14 protein-coding genes are annotated in these 17976 nt (G+C 67.4%); 7 read left to right on the top strand and 7 right to left on the bottom strand.

Annotated elements, in window-relative coordinates:
• The first annotated feature begins 44 nt into the window (after positions 1-44).
• From MYA_RS21870 to MYA_RS21845, 6 genes are all read left to right on the top strand, one after another.
• On the top strand, positions 45-986 hold the full coding sequence (locus MYA_RS21870) for an alpha-E domain-containing protein (protein WP_011881959.1): 942 nt from the start codon (positions 45-47) through the stop codon (positions 984-986).
• 8 nt (positions 987-994) lie between these two features.
• Positions 995-1969: a transglutaminase family protein gene (locus MYA_RS21865; protein WP_011881960.1), complete on the top strand. Its 975-nt coding sequence runs from the start codon at positions 995-997 to the stop codon at positions 1967-1969.
• A 93-nt stretch (positions 1970-2062) separates the two neighbouring features.
• Positions 2063-5500 (top strand): transglutaminase family protein, encoded by a 3438-nt coding sequence (locus MYA_RS21860; RefSeq protein ID WP_014725090.1) that lies wholly within the window; start codon positions 2063-2065, stop codon positions 5498-5500.
• 210 nt (positions 5501-5710) lie between these two features.
• A complete protein-coding gene (locus MYA_RS21855; protein WP_050991246.1) occupies positions 5711-8314 on the top strand; it encodes a circularly permuted type 2 ATP-grasp protein in 2604 nt (867 codons plus the stop codon).
• Entirely contained in the window at positions 8308-9399 is a 1092-nt protein-coding gene (locus MYA_RS21850) for a transglutaminase family protein (protein WP_011881963.1), read from the top strand. Before MYA_RS21855 ends, MYA_RS21850 begins: the two co-directional genes overlap by 7 nt.
• A gap of 185 nt (positions 9400-9584) precedes the next feature.
• Complete coding sequence (locus tag MYA_RS21845; RefSeq protein ID WP_011881964.1) at positions 9585-9857, top strand: hypothetical protein; 273 nt, start codon at positions 9585-9587, stop codon at positions 9855-9857.
• Between the two features lie 40 nt (positions 9858-9897).
• Here the strand turns inward: MYA_RS21845 and pip are convergent, their stop codons facing one another.
• Entirely contained in the window at positions 9898-10830 is a 933-nt protein-coding gene (gene pip, locus MYA_RS21840) for a prolyl aminopeptidase (RefSeq protein ID WP_011881965.1), read from the bottom strand.
• A gap of 521 nt (positions 10831-11351) precedes the next feature.
• Complete coding sequence (locus tag MYA_RS21835) at positions 11352-11927, bottom strand: TetR/AcrR family transcriptional regulator (RefSeq protein ID WP_011881966.1); 576 nt, start codon at positions 11925-11927, stop codon at positions 11352-11354.
• Positions 11928-12063: 136 nt separating this feature from the next.
• Here MYA_RS21835 and MYA_RS21830 point away from each other — a divergent pair, with 136 nt between their 5' ends.
• Complete coding sequence (locus MYA_RS21830) at positions 12064-12747, top strand: glutathione S-transferase (protein WP_014725086.1); 684 nt, start codon at positions 12064-12066, stop codon at positions 12745-12747.
• A gap of 336 nt (positions 12748-13083) precedes the next feature.
• Here MYA_RS21830 and arsA read toward each other — a convergent pair whose 3' ends face one another.
• The 5 genes from arsA to MYA_RS21805 form a co-directional block, all read right to left on the bottom strand.
• Positions 13084-14847, bottom strand: a complete 1764-nt coding sequence (gene arsA, locus MYA_RS21825) for an arsenical pump-driving ATPase (RefSeq protein ID WP_014725085.1) — start codon at positions 14845-14847, stop codon at positions 13084-13086.
• Between the two features lie 9 nt (positions 14848-14856).
• A complete protein-coding gene (gene arsD, locus MYA_RS32525; protein ID WP_014725084.1) occupies positions 14857-15702 on the bottom strand; it encodes an arsenite efflux transporter metallochaperone ArsD in 846 nt (281 codons plus the stop codon).
• A 134-nt stretch (positions 15703-15836) separates the two neighbouring features.
• Positions 15837-16916, bottom strand: a complete 1080-nt coding sequence (gene arsB / locus MYA_RS21815) for an ACR3 family arsenite efflux transporter (protein ID WP_014725082.1) — start codon at positions 16914-16916, stop codon at positions 15837-15839.
• Between the two features lie 23 nt (positions 16917-16939).
• Entirely contained in the window at positions 16940-17437 is a 498-nt protein-coding gene (locus tag MYA_RS21810) for an arsenate reductase ArsC (protein ID WP_011881971.1), read from the bottom strand.
• Between the two features lie 117 nt (positions 17438-17554).
• Complete coding sequence (locus MYA_RS21805) at positions 17555-17878, bottom strand: ArsR/SmtB family transcription factor (RefSeq protein WP_014725081.1); 324 nt, start codon at positions 17876-17878, stop codon at positions 17555-17557.
• Positions 17879-17976 lie beyond the last annotated feature (98 nt).

Genomic DNA, 17976 nt, shown 5'->3' with positions numbered 1-17976 from the left:
CCACAGCCGGCGCGCGAACCGAACGAAGACGGAGTGGACACGAGATGCTTCTGGGACGAACTGCGAGCGGTCTGTACTGGATGTACCGCTATATCGAGCGCGCGGAGAACATCGCGCGCATCGTCGACGCCGGGTTGCGGATGGCGCTCACGCGCACGTCCGACGCGCCGGCCGAATGGTCGTCGGTGCTGGTCAGCTCGGGCGCCGACGACGGCTATCGGCGCAAATACGACGCGTATGCCGCCGACACCGTGACCGACTATCTGCTGCGCGACCGCGACAATCCGTCGAGCGTGCTGTCGTGCATCGAAGCCGCGCGCTCGAACGCGCGGATGGTGCGCACGGCGCTGACGCGCGAGGCGTGGGAGAGCGTGAACGGCGCGTGGCTCGCGCTGCGCCAGGCGCTCGCGCGGCCGGTGCCGGAGAGCGCGCTGCCCGCGGTGCTCGACGAAGTGAAGCGCGAGACCGCGCTGATCCTCGGCAGCTTCTACAGCACGATGCTGCGCAACGAGATCTTCGATTTCGCGCAGATCGGCGCGTTCGTCGAGCGCGCCGACAACACCGCGCGGATCATCGACGTGAAGTACCACCTGCTGCTGCCGTCGGTGTCGCACGTCGGCACGATTCTCGACAACTACCAGTGGGAGACGATCCTGCGCTGCGTGGCCGCGCACCGTTCGTACCGCTGGGTGTACGACGTCCAGTACAAGCCGATGAACATCGCCGACTACCTGATCCTGAACGGCCGCATGCCGCGTTCGCTGCGCTATTGCTACGGGCGCGTGGTGTCGAGCCTGAACCTGCTCGCGAAGGATTACGGCGTGACACATCCGTGTCACGACACGGCCACCAAGATCCTGCAGATGCTGTCCGACACGTCGGTCGAGCGGATCTTCAAGAGCGGCCTGCACGAGTTCCTGACCGACTTCATCGGCCGCAACAACAGCCTCGGCGTCGACATCGCCCAGGCCTACAACTTCGACTGAGACTTGCCATGCGACTCGCTATCCGACACATCTCGCGTTATCAGTTCGACGAGCAGGCGTCCCACGCGCTGCAGCGGCTGCGGCTGCGGCCGCAATCCGGGCCGGGGCAGACGGTGCGTGCGTGGCAGGTGACGATCGACGGCGTCGAGCCGACGTTGTCCTATGCGGACGGGCTCGGCAACCGCGTCGATCTCGTGCGTCACGAGCGCGGCGCGAAGCCGGAGATCGTCGTGGTCGCGGCCGGCGTCGTCGAGACGCAGGACCGCGCGGGCATCCTCGGCAATCAGGACGGTTATGCGCCGCCGTGGATCTTCGAGCGGGAGACCGCGCTCACGAAGGCCGGCGACACCGTGCGCGAGCTGACGCAGGCGTTGCCGATCGAGCCGCACAGCCTCGATGCGCTGCACTGGCTGATGACGGAAGTGCACGGCCGCATCGCGTATGCACCGAATCTGACCGACGCGCCCGTCGATGCCGAAACGGCGCTGCAAAACGGCGAGGGCACGAGCCGCGATCATGCGCACGCGTTCATCGCGGCCGCGCGCGCGCTGAAGGTGCCGGCGCGCTACATCTCGGGCTACGTGCTCGCCGACGGCGCGATGCAGCGCATGGCAGACTCGAAGCAGAGTGCAGCGGACGGCGAACAGGAGGAAATGCTCGCGCTGCAAAGCGCCGACGGCATGCAGCAGGTGCTCGGCGCGTCGCACGCCGCGCAGTCGCAGCGCGTGCCGCTGGCGGCGCTCGGCGCACAGCCGCAACCGGCCGCGCTGATGCAGCAGCCGGCCGGACACGCGTGGGCCGAGGCTCATGTCGAAGGGCTCGGCTGGGTCGGCTTCGATCCGTTCATGAACCGCTGCCCGGACGAGCGCTACGTGCGCATCGCCGTCGGCCTCGACTATCGCGACGCGCAGCCCGTGACGGGGCTCGGCGCGAGCACCGTCGGCGTCGAGATCAGCGTCGTGCAGTCGCCCGAACTCGTCTGACCCGCAACTCTGCCCAGGCCGCCGCGCCGTCCCGCCGTATCGGCGGCGACGCGCGATGCGCGGCCGGCTCAACCCGAACCGAGCGGCTCTCCCATGCCCATCCACGTCGCGCTGCATCACACCACCCGCTACCGTTACGACCGGCCGATCAACCTCGGGCCGCAGATCGTGCGGCTGCGGCCCGCGCCGCACTGCCGGACGCCGATCCTCTCGTATTCGATGACGGTCGAGCCCGCGCAGCATTTCATCAACTGGCAGCAGGATCCGTTCTCGAACTATCTCGCGCGGCTGGTGTTTCCGGAGCGCACCGAACACTTCGAAGTCACGATCGACCTCGTGGCCGAGATGTCGGTGTACAACCCGTTCGACTTCTTCCTCGAAGCGAGCGCGGAGCAATATCCGTTCAGCTATGACGACGCGTTGAAGACCGAGCTCGCGCCATATCTCGCGTGCGACGCGCAGACGAGCGCGGCGCCGCTGTTCCGCGCCTATCTCGACGGCGTCGACCGCACGCCGGCCGGCACCGTGAACTTCCTCGTCGCGCTGAACCAGCAGCTGCAGGGCGACATCGGCTATCTGGTGCGGATGGAGCCGGGCGTGCAGACGCCCGAGCAGACGCTCGAGCTCGCATCGGGCTCGTGTCGCGACAGCGCATGGCTGCTCGTGCAGCTGTGCCGCCATCTCGGCATCGCCGCGCGGTTCGTGTCCGGCTATCTGATCCAGCTGACCCCCGACGTGAAGGCGCTCGACGGTCCGAGCGGCACGTCGGTCGATTTCACCGACCTGCATGCATGGTGCGAGGTGTATCTGCCCGGCGCCGGTTGGATCGGCTTCGATCCGACCTCGGGGCTGCTCGCCGGCGAAGGGCATATTCCGCTCGCCTGCACGCCGCAGCCGACGAGCGCGGCGCCGGTCGAGGGGCTGATCGACGAATGCGAAGTCGTGTTCGAGCACGAGATGGTGGTGACGCGCGTGTACGAATCGCCGCGCGTGACCAAGCCGTATACCGACACGCAGTGGGACGCCGTGCGCACGCTCGGCGCGCAGGTCGACCGCGCGCTGACGGCAGGCGACGTCCGGCTGACGCAAGGCGGCGAGCCGACCTTTGTGTCGATCGACGATCGCGACGGCGCCGAATGGAACACCGATGCGCTCGGCCCGACCAAGCGCGGCTACGCGACCGAACTGGTGCAGCGGCTGCGTGCCGAATACGGCGACGGCGGCTTCCTGCATTTCGGGCAGGGCAAGTGGTATCCGGGCGAGCAGCTGCCGCGCTGGGCGCTGTCGATCTACTGGCGCGCCGACGGCCAGCCGGTGTGGCACGACCCGTCGCTGTTCGCCGACGAGCGCGAACCGTCCGCATGCACGACCGACGACGCGAAGCGCTTCATCGACGCACTGGCCGCGCGCCTCGGCCTGACCGACGAATTCGTCGTACCCGGCTACGAGGACGTGTGGTACTACCTGTGGCGCGAGCGCCGGCTGCCCGTCAACGTCGATCCGTTCGACTCGCGGCTCGACGACGAGCTCGAACGCGCGCGACTGCGCAAGGTGTTCGACCGGCAACTCGACAGCGTGGTCGGTTACGTGCTGCCGATCAAGCGCGTCGACGAAGGGGCGGCACTCGACGGTCCGCGCTGGCAGACCGGCCCGTGGTTCTTCCGCGACGAGCGGATGTACCTCGTGCCGGGCGATTCGCCGATGGGCTATCGGTTGCCGCTCGATTCGCTGCCGTGGGTCGCCGATGCCGACTATCCGTATCTCGTCGAGCGCGATCCGTTCGCGCCGCGCGACGTGCTGCCCGACGCGGCCGCGTTCCGCGCGCGTCATGCGGGCGCCGCCGACGCGCCGCGCTACCTGGCCGGCGTGCAGCGCGAAGCGTCGGCACATACGGTGATGCAGTGGCGCAGCGACGGCAGCGTCGAACGCGGCCGGCCGGCCGACGGCGGGCGCGGGGAGCATGGGGAGCACGACGCACAGCGCCGCCCCGAGCGCTTCGAATCGGCCGCGTGGATCACGCGCACCGCACTGTGCGCGGAGGTGCGCAACGGCATCCTGTATCTGTTCATGCCGCCGCTTGCCGCGCTCGAGGACTATCTCGAACTGCTCGCGGCGATCGAGCTGACCGCGCACGCGCTCGACGTGAAGCTCGTGCTCGAAGGCTACCCGCCGCCGCGCGATGCCCGGCTCAAGCTGCTGCAGGTCACGCCCGATCCCGGCGTGATCGAGGTGAACATCCATCCGGCGAAGAGCTTCGACGAGCTGGTCGACCAGACCGAATTCCTCTACGACGCCGCGTGGCAGTCGCGCCTGTCGACCGAGAAGTTCATGGTCGACGGCCGGCACGTCGGCACCGGCGGCGGCAACCATTTCGTGCTCGGCGGCGCGACGCCGGCCGACAGCCCGTTCCTGCGCCGCCCGGACCTGCTCGCGAGCCTGATCGCGTACTGGCACAATCATCCGTCGCTGTCGTATCTGTTCTCGGGGTTGTTCATCGGGCCGACGAGCCAGGCGCCGCGCGTCGACGAAGCGCGCAACGACCAACTGTACGAGCTGGACGTCGCGTTCGCGGAGATCCAGCGCAACAAGCTGCTGTATGGCCAGGACATGCCGCCGTGGCTCGTCGACCGCGTGCTGCGCAACCTGCTGATCGACGTGACGGGCAACACGCACCGCAGCGAGTTCTGCATCGACAAGTTGTATTCGCCCGACTCGTCGACCGGGCGGCTCGGGCTGCTCGAGCTGCGCGCGTTCGAGATGCCGCCACATGCGCGGATGAGCATCGTGCAGCAACTGCTGCTGCGCGCGCTCGTCGCGCGCTTCTGGGCCGCGCCGTACACGACGCCGCTCACGCGCTGGGGCACCGCGCTGCACGATCGCTTCATGCTGCCCGCGTTCCTGAAGATGGACTTCGACGACGTGCTCGCCGAGTTGCGCGATGCCGGCTTCGCATTCGATGCGGCGTGGTTCGCGCCGCATTTCGAATTCCGCTTCCCGCTGTTCGGGCAGATCGCGGTGAACGGGATGCAGCTGTCGCTGCGCGGCGCGCTGGAGCCGTGGCACGTGATGGGCGAGGAGGGGGCGACCGGCGGCACCGTGCGCTACGTCGATTCGTCGCTCGAACGGCTCGAAGTGCGCGTGACGGGGCTCAACGACAACCGGCACGTCGTGACCGTCAACGGTCGCGCGCTGCCGCTGCAGCCGACCGGCACCGCCGGCGAATACGTCGCGGGCGTGCGCTACAAGGCATGGGCGCCGCCGTCCGCGCTGCATCCGACCATCGGCGTGCATGCGCCGCTCACGTTCGACATCGTCGATACGTGGCTCGAGCGCTCGCTCGGCGGCTGCCGGTATCACGTCGCGCATCCGGGCGGCCGCAACTATGCGACGTTCCCGGTGAACGCGTACGAGGCCGAGAGCCGGCGGCTCGCGCGCTTCGTCGCGATGGGGCATACGCCGGGGCGGATGGCCGTATCGCCGGTCGCGCCGAGCCGTGAATTTCCGTTCACGCTCGACCTGCGACGGCCCTGAATCGCCGATGAAAGGACGGACCACGATGCGCGTTTCGCGCGCCCCCGGCACGCCGCGTCAGGTGCTAGGATGCCGACAGGCCGCGGCCGGCCGACGCGCCGGCCGTGACCGCATGCCGGGCGGCAGCGCGCAGCTGCCATCCCATCCTGACGACGCAACGCCCTGACCGTGCCGCCCTTATACCCCGACGATCTCGCCGACGCCGACGCGATGCCCACGCTTTTCGATACCGGCGCTCAGCCGGACGCCGCGGAACTCGCCGCCGCGCTCGCGGCACCGGCTGCGGCCGGCCGCTACGACGAGCTGCGCGGCAGCGCCGCCGGCCTGAACGCACCCATGCTCGCGCCCGCGTGGCGCAGTTTCTTCACGTCGCTCGGCAGCGACGGCGTCGCCGACCTCGATCGCCGCGCCGACGCGCTGCAACGGCGCATGCGCGAGAACGGCCTGTTCTACCAGCTCCATGAACAACGCGTGGGCGACGGCGCCGCCGGCCCGTGGTCGCTCGATCTGCTGCCGCTGATGGTCACGCCGGACGACTGGGCCGCGATCGAGCGCGGCGTGCTGCAGCGCGTGCGGCTGCTGAACGCGACGATGGCCGACCTGTACGGCCCGCAGACGATCCTGGAGCGCGGGCTGCTGCCGCCCGCGCTCGTCACCGGCCATCCCGGCTATCTGCGCGCGATGCGCGGCGCGCGCGTGCCGGGCGATACGTGGCTGCACGTCGTTGCGTTCGATCTCGCGCGCGGCCCCGACGGGCAGTGGCGCATCGTCGCGCAGCATACGCAGGGCGCGGCCGGGCTCGGCTATCTGCTGGAGAACCGGCTGATCGTGTCGCGGCTCTTTCCGCGCGCGTTTCGCGGGCTGCGCGTGCAGCGGCTCGCATCCGCGTACCGGTCGCTGCTGCAAAGCATGCAGGCGTTGAGTCCGACGGCGAAGAACTCGCGGATCGTGCTGCTGACGCCGGGGCCGCACAGCGCGACGTATTTCGAGCATGCGTATCTCGCGCGCTACCTGGGGCTGACACTCGTCGAGGGCGGCGATCTGACCGCGCGCGACAACCACGTGTTCCTGAAGACGCTCGGCGGGCTCGAGCCCGTGCACGGCATCCTGCGGCGCGTCGACGACGCCTGGCTCGATCCACTCGAGCTGCGGCCCGATTCGCTGCTCGGCGTGCCGGGGCTGCTGCAGGCGGTGCGCGCGGGCAACGTGCTGCTCGCGAACGCGCCGGGCTCCGGCTTTCTCGAATCGCCCGGCGTGCTTGGGTTCCTGCCGCGGCTCGCCGAGGCGCTGCTCGGCGAAACGCTGACGCTGCCCGCCGTGCATTCGTGGTGGTGCGGCGAGGCGGCTGCGTGCGACGACGCGCTGCCGCAACTGGCGCGCTGCATCGTGAAGCCGTCGTATCCGCCCGACGTGCAGGCCGGCGGCGCATTCGACCCGGTGATCGGCGCGCGGCTCACGTCGGCGCAACTGTCCGAGTGGCGCGCGCGGATTCTGGCGCAGCCCGAGCACTACACGATACAGGCCGATCTGCCGCTGTCGCAGGCGCCGACCTGGCCGGGGAACGGCACGTCCGACGGCCACGGCGGCGCGCGCATCGTGCCGAAGCCGCTGCTGCTGCGCGTGTTCGCACTGGCCGACGGCGCGCAGCGCTGGCGGATGCTGCCGGGCGGCCTGTCGCGGGTCGGCACGCGCGACACGCTGTTCAACGCGCCGATGCCGCGCGGCGGCAGCACCGTCGATACCTGGGTGATGACCGACGGCATCGTCGATTCGACGACGCTGCTGCAGGCGCGCCTCGGCCCCGACGATCTGGTCGGGCGGCCGCGCGCGATCGCGAGCCGGGCGGCCGAGAACCTGTTTTGGCTCGGCCGCTACACCGAGCGCGCGACCAATTTGATGCGCCTCGCGCGTGCGGCGCTGGAGCGCCTGCGCGGCGAGGACGACGTCGACAGCCCCGCGCATCTCGAGCTGATCGACACGTTGTGCCGCGACACCGGGCTGGTCGCCGCCGATGCGCCGAATGCCGTCGAGGCGCCGCGCGCGTTCCAGCATGCGCTCGCGACGTCGCTGACGCGCGGCGCGGATCGCACCTCGGGCATCGCGTCCTGCCTGTTCGGGATGCGCGGCGCGGCGGCCGCGATCCGCGAGCGGCTGTCGAGCGAGCAGTGGCGACTGATCGACGACGCGACGCAGTTGTTCGCCGACAGCGCCGACCATCCCGAAGCCGAGGAGCAGATCGGCAACGAGGCGTTGCAGCTGCTGGAGCGCGTCGGCCTGCTGCTCGGCGCGATCACCGGCGCGCAGACCGACCACATGACGCGCGACGACGGCTGGCGCCTGCTGTCGATCGGCCGGCAGATCGATCGGCTCGACTTTCTCTGCAGCGTGCTGAAGTTCGCGTTCGACGAAGGCGCGGTGCATCGGCAGGACGGCTTCGAGCTCGTGCTGGAGCTGTTCGACAGCACGATCACGTTCCGCTCGCGGTTCCAGCGCCGCTTCGACATCGCGCCGCTGCTGTCGCTGCTGGTGCTCGACACCGACAACCCGCGCTCGCTGGGCTGGGTCGTGCAGGCGCTGCGCGGCCGGCTCACGAAGGTCGAGCGCAGCGAAGGCTATGCGTTGTCCGAACTGGCCGAGACGATCCCGGACGTGCCGGCGTGGTCGCTGCACGAACTGTGCGAGACCGAAGGCGGCCGGCACGAGCGGCTGCTCGCCGCGCTCGACGAGACCGTGAAGGCCGTGTGGGATCTGTCGAACCGGATCGGCGAGCGCTATTTCAGTCACGTGCGCGAGGCGGGCAGGACGCTATGGTGACGAGCAAACATGCGGCGAAGACGAAGGCGAAGGCACAGGCGAACGGCGAGGCTGGCGATGCCGTCGGCGCGAAGCAGACGGAGGGCGCGATCGCCGCATCGGCAGCATCGACCGCATCGACGCCATCGGCCGGCGCGCGCGGGCGCTTGTTGCGCGTCACGCACGACACCGAATACCGCTACGCGGCGCGCGTCGAATCGGCGCAGCACCAGGCGCGGCTGCAGCCGCTCGCGACGCCGCGCCAGCAGGTGCTGTCGTTCGCGCTCGACATCGAGCCGGTGCCGGAGACGGTCGGCACCGACGTCGACGCGTTCGGCAACGCGCGTGCCTCGTTCGCGCTGAACCAGCCGCACGATGCGCTGCTCGTGCGCAGCTGCAGCACCGTGCGCGTGACGCCGCCCGTGTGGTCGCGGGGCGCGCGCGGCGCGCCGCCGCCGGCGATCGCGAACCCCGATGCCGATCATGCGACCGCGTGGGAGGCCGTGCGCGAGCGCCTGCGGTTCCGCGCCGGTGCGCCGTACGATGCGGCGAGCGAATTCGTGTTCGCGTCGCCGCATGTCGCGTGCGATCCGGAGCTGGCCGCGTATGCGGCCGTGAGCTTCACGCCGCAGCGTCCGCTGGTGCAGGCCGCGTGGGACCTGATGCGGAGGATTCACGCGGACTTCGCGTACACGCCGAACAGCACCGACATCACGACTACCGCGCTCGATGCGCTGCGCTTGCGCAAGGGTGTGTGCCAGGATTTCGCGCACGTGATGATCGGCGCGCTGCGCTCGCTCGGGCTGGCCGCGCGCTATGTGAGCGGGTATCTGCTGACGCAGCCGCCGCCCGGCCAGCCGCGGCTGATCGGCGCCGATGCATCGCATGCGTGGGTCGACGTGTACGATCCGGCGTGGCCCGAAGATGGCGGATGGCTGCAGCTCGATCCGACCAACGACCGCGCGCCGGGCGACGACTACGTGATGCTGTCGATCGGCCGCGACTACGCGGACGTGACGCCGCTGCGCGGCGTGATCCGCGGCGGCGGCGCGGATCAGGAGCTGAAGGTCGGCGTGACGGTCGAGCCGCTCGACGAGGGAGCGTGACGCGGCATGATCGGCCGCCCGCGCCGCGCGTCCTGCGTTTAAGTCTTCGTTAATACGGCCGGCTTAGCATGGTGATGCTGGCGAACGGATCGCACGCTGGTCCGGCGCCGGTGGCACGTGCGGGTGCGCCGCCGCGATGACGGCGCGCCGACGCGCGTCGCCGGCCGAATGCAGGGGCGGCATCCATGATCAAGCACTTCGACTACACGCTCGACGATCAGACGATCGCGCTTTGCGCGAGCTTCGGCGCGGGCCCGGCATTTCGGCGCGTGCTCGTGAGCCGCGCGGATTCGATGGAGACGCTGGTGGTGCTCGACGCGCGCGGCTTGTCGGGGCTGCTGAAGGTCGCGACCGAGGCGCCGGAAGGGCTGCTCGACGATGCGATCCGCAAGGTCGGCGACGAACGGCTCGTCGAGCGGGCGATCAGCGGCCGGACCATCGTCGAAGCCGCGTTGTGAGCGCAGTCGCGCGTGCACGCGCGATGTCGCCTCGTGCCGCTTACGCGGCGAAGCGGTCCGTCGCGGCGAGCAGCGCTTTCAGGATGCCCGGTTCGTTGTACGCATGGCCGGCGTCCGGCACGATCTCGAAGGTTGCGTCCGGCCATGCTTTCGCGAGTTCCCACGCGGTGCGGGCCGGCGTCGCCACATCGTAGCGGCCTTGCACGATCACGCCCGGAATGCCGGCGAGGCGATGTGCGTCGCGCAGCAACTGGCCTTCGTCGACGAAGCCGCGATTGACGAAGTAGTGATTTTCGATCCGCGCGAAGGCGAGCGCGTAGTGGCCGTCCGCGAAGTGTGCGGCCAGCGCCGGGTTCGGCAGCAGCGTGATCGTGCGGCCTTCCCAGATGCTCCATGCGCGCGCGGCTTCGAGCTTCGCGGCTTCGTCGTCGCCCGTCAGCCGGCGATGGTAGGCGGCCATCAGGTCGCCGCGCTCCGCTTCCGGTATCGGCGCGAGAAACTCTTCCCACAGGTCCGGGAACAGCCACGACGCGCCTTCCTGGTAGTACCAAAGCAGCTCGGCGCGACGCATCGTGAAGATCCCGCGCACGACGAGCGCGCTCACGCGCTGCGGGTGCGTCTGCGCATAGGCGAGCGCGAGCGCGCTGCCCCATGAGCCGCCGAAGACGAGCCACTGCTCGGCGCCGACCATTTCGCGCAACCGTTCGATGTCGGCGACCAGATCCCAGGTCGTGTTGTTGTCGAGACTCGCATGCGGCGTCGAGCGCCCGCAGCCGCGCTGGTCGAACAGCAGGATGTCGTAGCGCGCGGGATCGAACAGACGCCGATGGTCGGGGCTGCAGCCCGCGCCGGGGCCGCCGTGCAGGAATACCGCGGGCTTGCCGGACGGGTTGCCGCAGCGCTCCCAGTAGATGCGATGGCCGTCGCCGGTGTCGAGGTGGCCGTGGGCGTAGGGTTCGATCGGTGGGTACACAGGCAGGCTCCGGGTGAGGATCGGCGAAAGTGCGTGATATTGCGGTGCCGCAACGGATCGTTGTGCGTGCATCGAAGCGGCCGCCGGCGAGTACGGGTTGTCATTATGCCCGTGCAATTTGGGGTGGTGTGGGGCGGTGTTTTGTGGGCGTGGGGCGGCCGCGGCGGTGTGAATCGATCGCGAATTCGGCATTGCCGGGCGCGGCTTGCGTCCTTGCCCGGTTTCGTTTGTCCGCTGTCGACCGTGACGGGCAGCTACTGCTGGTCGAGAAACCGTTTCGGGGAGGGTTTGCTATATCGCGCGCGACACGCAGGTCGTCGGCGCGTTACTTGACGCGCTCCATCGCGGCGGGCGAATACCAGAAGGTCCGGTACGTGTCGATTCCGTACGACTTGCCGTCGTATTTGACGACGGTGCGCACGGTGTGCTCTCCCGTGTAGGAGGATTTGGCGCTGTCGCTCTCTGCCTTCGTGACGTGTGCGGTGATCGATAGGGCCGCAAAGCCGGTTTGCTCGATGCGGCTATGCCGGCAGAAGACCAGCGATGCGATAACTTTCAATCAATCCGTCATAGAGAGAAATGTCCGAGCGACTCCTGGCAACGAGCTGAGCGCCGACGACGGCCGCGTAGATGGCGCGAGCACGCCGCTCGATATCCTCGGGGCTGACCACGGCCGCGGCGGACAGCACCTTGCTCAGCCACGCAACATTGACATCCGCAAAAGTCTGAATCTCTTTCACCACCGTTTCCGGTAGGTCATCAGATTCGGCAGCCAGGAAGCTACACAGGCATATGCGATTGCCGCGCTCAAGCGCCTTGCGAAACGTATCGGGATAGTGGCGCAGGCAATCGAGCGGATCTGCGGATTCGGCCAAAAGCGCATCCAGAGTCGCTGCTGATTCCTCCCAATACCGCCTTGCCACTGCTGCGCCGAGATCGGCCTTGCTTGCGAAGTGGTGGTAGATGCTCGCAGCCTTGATGCCGACAGCTTCGGCGAGATCACGGAAATTCAAGCCGCTGTAGCCATGGGCCTGCGCAATCTTTGTGGCTGCCACCAGGATTCGCTCCCTGGAGCTCAGGCCTGAATCATTCTTCACTGCTACCGCCTCCGCGACCGTTGACACGAGCAATTATACGCTCTAACGTAAACCTAACTAACGTTAGGTTGGATGTAGGTGACAGGCCGGATATCGTCCGCCCCCCGTGTGACAGACCGCTTAGAGAGAGGCACGCATGGCTTCCAGCAGCATGAACTTCGACGTAACCAAACTTCCGATCATGACGATCTACGATTTCCCCAAAGGACCCTATCCGACACGCGTCCGTATCGCCCTGGCCGAGAAAGGTCTGCGATCGCGCGTCGAGTTCGTGATGGTCGACCTTTACAAAGGGGAGCACAAAAGGCCCGAGTTCATCTCCGAGAAAAACTACTCGGGAACGCTGCCGGTCCTCGAGCTCGAAGACGGAACGTGCATTGCCGAATGCACCGCCATTACCGAATACCTCGATACGCTCGATGGTGCGCCCACGCTGACCGGCCGGACACCACTCGAAAAGGGTGTGATCCACATGATGAGCAAGCGCGCCGAGCTGGAGTTGCTCGACGCAATCAGCGTCTATTTCCACCATGCCACGCCAGGGTTAGGACCTAACGTCGAGCTCTATCAGAACGCCGAATGGGGGCTTCGTCAGCGCGACAAAGCCCTGAGAGGCATGCACTACTTCAATGACGTTCTGAAAAGGCAGCCATTTGTCGCTGGGGATGCGTTCTCTATGGCCGACATCACCGTTATCGGCGGACTGGTCTTTGCGTCAATCGTGAAGTTGCCCGTGCCTACGGAGTGCGAGGCCCTTGTAGATTGGTACATGAGAATGCAGGAGCGCCCAAGCGTGAGGAACCAGCCGGCGTTCGCGTGAAATAGCAGCCGCGCCCGACCGTCATCGATGATCGGCCAATCTTTGGTTGCAATCGGGGACGGCCTGCCTACGCGACATCGGCGACTCGTCTATTCAATCGATACCGGATCAGACGACGCCAGTGTTGCGCAGTAAATCTGTCGATCGTAACGGTTCCGAGGCCTGCGCGCGGTGGTCGCGTTGCAAAAGCGGGGTGGCAGGACGCGGTGGCGGCACGTGCGTCTACAGATTGCTTGCTCACCCAACCGGAAAACCCGCTTTAGCCACCCGTTCACCAACCGGCCCTCAGCGTCCACATCGCATTCGCCGGTTGGCAAATCAACCAGACGCGTCGCGCTACGCACCAGCCCCCGCCCTGATCACATGCTCGAGCCCCACTGGCCCGACCGGCGCCTCCGCGAGCCACGGAATCAGCGCGGTGCGCTGCGCCAGATCGTCCGCCACGCGGCGCACGAACGGGACCTCGTACGTGCCGCGCTGACACAGCATCGGATCGGTCGTGCCGCTCGCCAACAGCGACTGGTTGATGACCCAGGCATATGGCGTGATCCCGGCACGGGCGAGGTCGGCGCTCAGGCGTTCGGCTTCGTGAACCGGCGTCGCTTCAGGCAGCGTGACGATGAGGATGCGGCTGTAATCCGGATCGCGCAAACGCGGCAGCAACTGGCGGACCGACTCCGGCATGTCGCCCTGCGTGCGCATCACTTCGCGGTGATAAGCCTCGGCGGCGTCGAGCAGCAGAATGGTATGCCCGGTCGGCGCCGTATCGAGCACCACGAAGCCGGACTTGCCTTGATCCACCGTCCGTGCGAACGCGCGAAAGACCGCAATTTCTTCGGTGCACGGCGAGCGCAAGTCTTCCTCGAGCATGGCCCGGCCGCCCGCATCGAGGTGCGATCCCGCTTTCGCCAGCACCTCTTCGGTGTACTGCTGTACTTCGCGCGCCGGGTCGATGCGGGTGACGCTCAGCCGCGGCACCACGCCGTCGACCGTGGCAGCCACGTGCGAAGCGGGGTCGGTGGTCGACAGGATCACGTCGTGTCCGCGCCCCGCGAGCGCGACGGCGATGGCGGCCGCAACGGTGGTCTTGCCCACGCCGCCTTTGCCCATCGTCATGATTACGCCGTGGCCCGTAGCCGACAGCGCGTCGACGAGCCCGCCGAGGCCGGGCGGCAATGCGGTGTCGGGCATGCGGCGCTCGGTCGGCATGCGCACGCGTTCGGGGTGCGCCATGTCGCGCAGCGCGTCCAGTCCGACCGTGCCGCGCGGCAGAAACGGAATGCGCGTCTGCGGCAGCACCGACAGCTCGCGCGGCATGTCGGCCAGTGCCTGTCGCGCGCGCTCGGCCATCGCGGTTGCAATCGCGTCGTCATGCCGCTCGGTGGCAAAGAGGCCATTGATCGCCAGCACCTGGTTGCGAATGCCGAGCTCGGCCAGTTCGTGCCGCGTGCGATTCGCTTCGCGCAACGCGGCGACTTCCGGCCGGCTCACCAGGACGACGGTGGTGTCCACCGCGCTCGACAGTCGTTCGACGGTCGCCGCGTACAGCGCCTTCTGCTTCTCCAGTCCGGCTAACGGCCCGAGGCAGGAGGCGCCCCCGGTCGACGACGAAATGAACTCGTTCCACGCGGAAGGCAACGTCAACAGACGCAGCGTATGGCCGGTCGGTGCCGTATCGAAGATGACGTGATCGAAATCGGCCGTCGCGGCGGGATCGCCGAGCAGTTTGGAGAATTCGTCGAAAGCCGCGATCTCGACCGTGCAGGCACCGGAGAACTGCTCCTCCATGTTGCGGATCGCCGCGGCAGGCAGGACGCCGCGATACGGTCCGACCATGCGCTCGCGGTACGCCTGCGCGGCCGCTTCGGGATCGATGTTCAAGGCGAACAGACTGGACGCGCCGGGCACGGCCGTCGGCGATTGGCTCAGGCCGACGCCGAGTACCTCGTCGAGATTGGACGCCGGGTCGGTGCTGACGATGAGCACCTTCTTGCCGGCATCCGCCATCGCCAGCCCGGTCGCACAGGAAAGCGAGGTCTTGCCGACGCCGCCTTTGCCGGTGAAGAACAGATAGCGGGTCTGCGTGTCAGGGAGGGACATGTGCGCTCCCTAGCAGCAGCCGGAGCCGGGCGAGCAGCAACTGCCGGCCTTGACATGAGGCTTGTCCGCCGTCGTCAGCGCGATGCCCAGCTTCTGCGCAAGCTGCTGGCGGGACGGATACATGCCGGTCGATACGATGTGGCCGTCGATCGCGAGGATCGGCAGCCGCTCCATACCCGCTTCCATTTCCTTGACCACCGCCGCGTTGGCGGCGAATGCCTGCGGCTGCTGACCCAGGTTGTAGCGGGCCACGGTCACGCCGTGCGCCTCGACCCACTTCAGATCGGCGGCGAATTGCGCCAGCACCGGGTCGACGTCCACACCGCAAACGCCCGTCGAGCAACACATCGCCGGATCGAACACTTCGAGCTTCTTCATGGCACTTTCCTCAAGGCAATCGAAATTCAGCGCTTTCCACAGGCACGGATGCGTCTGTGGGCACAGGTGCGTGAATTCGGGCAGACCGCGAATCGCCTCGGGAAGGTGGCGTCGCTCGATCTGCGTGAAGCCGCGCCGCACAAAGAACGCGAGCGCAGGTTCATCGTTCGGAATAAGGTAGAGCGCGCGCAGCGATCGCGTTTGCGCTAGCGCAATGGAGGCGTCGATGAGGCGGCTCCCCAGGCCGGATTGGCGCATTTCCGGCCGAACTGCGACCGAGCGCAACAGGGCCGCATCGCCGGATTGTTCCAGTCCTGCCACTCCGACGATCTCACCGGCGAGTATGGCGACATGGAAGCCGTCGAGGCTCTGTGGTGTGAGATCGCTGGCCGGCAGCCCGCACAGGTTCAGCAACGCGACGATGCGGTCGAAGTCCGTGGCGACTGCCCGGCGAATTTCGTCAACGGGCGTACTCATGACCGCGCTCCTTCAAGTGTGCCGTGATGATTCGTATGCGGAATGGCGATGCATCGCTCGCGATCGTGCCGCTCATCGGGCGCGTGTCCTGGGCGGCGAGATTGGCATCGTTCTGCCCCTCATGTTCGACCGCTTCAGCATCTATCACCCCGCTCGTACCAGTCCTTCGTCCGGTTGACGATACGGACCACGAGCAGCATGACCGGCACTTCGATGAGCACGCCCACCACGGTGGCCAGCGCCGCGCCCGAATTGAAGCCGAACAGGCTGATGGCCGCCGCGACCGCCAGCTCGAAGAAATTGGATGCGCCGATCAGCGCGGACGGGCACGCCACGTTGTGCTTTTCACCCACCGCGCGATTGAGCCAGTACGCGAGCGCCGAGTTGAAGAACACCTGAATCAGGATCGGTACCGCGAGCAGCGCGATCACGAGCGGCTGGTCGAGGATGGCCGCGCCCTGGAACGCGAACAGCAGGACGAGCGTCGCGAGCAGCGCCGTGATGGACCAGGGGCCGATCTTCGCGATGGCTGCGTCGAATGCTGCCTGTCCTCTTGCGAGCAGCGCCTTGCGAAGCAACTGCGCCACGGCTACCGGGATCACGATATAGAGCACGACCGAAGTGAAGAGCGTCGCCCAGGGCACCGTGATGGCCGAGATGCCGAGCAACAGGCCGACAAGCGGCGCGAAGGCCACCACCATGATGCTGTCGTTGAGCGCCACCTGCGACAGCGTGAACAGCGGATCGCCGCCGGTCAGCCGGCTCCAGACGAACACCATCGCCGTGCAGGGCGCGGCGGCCAGCAGGATGAGGCCCGCAACGTAACTGTCGAGTTGCGCTGCAGGCAGCATCGGAGCGAACAGGTGCTTGATGAACAGCCAGCCGAGCAACGCCATCGAAAAGGGTTTGACGAGCCAGTTCACCACCAGCGTGACGCCGATGCCCTTGAGGTGCTGGCGTACCTCGTGCAACGATCCGAAGTCGACCTTCACGAGCATCGGGATGATCATCACCCAGATCAGCAGGCCCACGGGCAGATTGACCTGCGCGTACTGCATGCGGCCAATCGTCTGGAACATCGCAGGGAAAAACTGGCCGGCCAGGACGCCGGCGACGATGCAGAGCGCGACCCAGACGGTGAGGTAGCGCTCGAAGAAGCCGATGGGCGGCTTCGCGGGCGGCTTGTTCGAAGCGGTAAGGTCGGTAGCGGTCATGGGGCGATTCGCAAAAGGAGCGCTCAGCTTTTCAGGATGCCGTCGAGCGCGTGCAGGAGTTCGGCATCGCTCAGACGGTCGAGCGGAAGGGCGAGCAATTGCAGCATGCGATAGCCGATGGCCTCGCGCGTGAGTTCGAACGCCTGCCGCTTGCCGTCATCGCCGCCCGGCGCATTCGACGGATCGGCATAGCCCCAGTGGACCTTGACCGGAGCGCCCGGCCAGAACGGACATTGTTCCGCGGCTGCGCTGTCGCACACCGTGATGACGATGCGCATGCGCGGTGCGTCGTCGGCTGCGAATTCGTCCCAGCTTTTGCTGCGATAGTCGCGCGTATCGACGCCCGCGTTCGCGAGCGCTTCGAGCGCGAACGGGTTGACCCGGCCGCTCGGTGCGCTGCCGGCGCTATATGCGCGCACATCCTTGCCGAGCTTCTGCGCCCAGTGGTTCAGCATGCCCTCGGCGAGCACGCTGCGCGCGGAATTGTGGGTGCAGAGAATGAGTACGTTGGTCGTCGTCACGGGCGTGCCTTATCGCTTGCTGATGTCGCGCACAAGTTGGCGCAGAGCTGCCGCGACGCTGGCCGCCGGATCGCGGATGTCGGCGCGAATGTAAAACCGTCTCATGAACGTGATCCTTCAGCACTTGCAGGAATCGGCGGCCGCGGCGACGCACGGCTCGCCGCGGCAACAGTTCTCGGTGAGAAAGCCGAGCAGCGCGTTCATCTGCTCGAAGGCAGCTCGGTAGATCAGGCTGCGGCCATCGCGCTCCTGCGTGACGAGCGCCGCGTTCGTCAATTCCTTCAGATGGAACGAGAGGGTGGCGTTGGGAATGTCGAGTTGCGCCGCGATGGCGCCGGGCGTCAATCCGGCCGGGCCTGCGACGACGAGCATCCTGAATACGTTCAGGCGCAGTTCGTGAGCAAGCGCGGCGAAAGCGCGGACAGCATCTTTGTTTTCCATATTTCGAATATAGTCGAAATGATGGGCGGGAGCAACAAGGTATTTGTCCGGTCTGCTCGATTCGTTCAAGATCGACTACCCAACAAAAAGGCCCTCAC

The sequence above is a fragment of the Burkholderia sp. KJ006 genome (assembly GCF_000262695.1).
Taxonomy (GTDB): domain Bacteria; phylum Pseudomonadota; class Gammaproteobacteria; order Burkholderiales; family Burkholderiaceae; genus Burkholderia; species Burkholderia vietnamiensis.
This window is presented reverse-complemented; position numbering and strand designations above follow the sequence as displayed.